The sequence below is a fragment of the Pelorhabdus rhamnosifermentans genome (assembly GCF_018835585.1).
Lineage (GTDB): Bacteria > Bacillota > Negativicutes > UMGS1260 > UMGS1260 > Pelorhabdus > Pelorhabdus rhamnosifermentans.
This window is the reverse complement of record NZ_JAHGVE010000068.1, coordinates 1-1,228: the sequence shown is the minus strand read 5'-3', so window position 1 is coordinate 1,228 and position 1,228 is coordinate 1. Positions and strand designations below refer to the sequence as shown.

Sequence of the window (1,228 nt, the reverse complement as noted above, 5' to 3'; positions counted from 1 at the left end):
GGCTCATTGTAAAATGAAATTGAACTAAAAAAAATCCATAGAGATTGTAACTGTGCTAAGATGGTTTTGCGAAGAACACATCACACAGAAAGGACAATCGCTATGGACTATCCTCACTCTACCACAAGTCACTCAAAAAATAAACACTTACTGCTTTGTCACCGAGTAGTAATTGAACTGCGTCTCAAAGACGGTCACACAGCATATAAAATCGCAAAAGAACTCGGCTGTGCATCCAATACGATCCGTAATGAAATTAAACGTGGTTCGGTAGAACAAATTCGTCAAGGTAAGCGCGTAAATGTTTATTTTGCTGATGTAGGACAACGCAATTATGAAGCCAAGCGCCAAAATAGCGTTCGTAAATTTAAATGTCTTTGCGCTACTGAATTTATCGACTATGTAGTGAATCAGATGCATTCACAAAATTGGTCAATCGATGCCACTGTAGGTGAAACCGTCCTTCAGAATCGCTTTCACCGCCAAGAGCGTGTATGTACAAAGACTTTGTATAATTACATTGATTTAGGGCTAATACCGATTAAAAATGCCGACTTACCGCAAAAATTAAGGCGAAACACCAAATCTTCCAGAGTGCAGAAAAACAAACGAAAACTCGGGCGAAGTATTACAGAAAGAGATGAAACCGTTGACTCCCGCCAAGAATTCGGTCATTGGGAAATTGATACGGTAATCGGTACAAAATCTAAGGATGATGCTGTATTATTGACCCTAGCTGAGCGTAAAACACGCCATTACATTGCCAGGAAAATACCGAGTAAAACAGCAAGCGCGGTAATGGCAGCCATCAACGAGTTAAAAGAAGAATACGGCAAAGGCTTTGACGCTGTGTTTAAAACCATCACAAGTGATAATGGTCAAGAATTTGCAGATTTAAGCTGCCTTGAGAAAACAACCGCTACGCAGGTGTATTTTACTCATCCATACTCTTCTTTTGAAAGAGGTACGAATGAAAGGCATAATGGGTTACTGCGAAGATTTATTCCTAAAGGACATCGAATCACTGGCTACAGCGTTGATGAAATTGCTATGATCGAGGACTGGTGCAACCATTTACCTAGAAAAATTCTCGGCTATAGTACTCCTGCTGAATTATTTGAACAACAGCTCGATCATATCTATGCAGCATAGCCTGTCATTCCGCCTTTGCTAAAACCGAATAGAACTCTTTTGGCACGACTAGTTCAACTTCTTATTGCAATTTAGG

At 40.1% G+C, this 1,228-nt stretch carries 1 protein-coding gene; it reads left to right on the top strand.

Annotation, left to right across the window (positions count from 1 at the left end; genetic code table 11):
* Positions 1–102 precede the first annotated feature (102 nt).
* Complete coding sequence (locus Ga0466249_RS25745) at positions 103–1,152, top strand: IS30 family transposase (protein WP_215832360.1); 1,050 nt, start codon at positions 103–105, stop codon at positions 1,150–1,152.
* The last annotated feature ends 76 nt before the right edge of the window (positions 1,153–1,228 follow it).

Bases quoted from the DNA above. Each gene is read 5' to 3' on its own strand.
- Ga0466249_RS25745 (WP_215832360.1), top strand. From the start codon at position 103: ATGGACTATCCTCACTCTACCACAAGTCACTCAAAAAATAAACACTTA.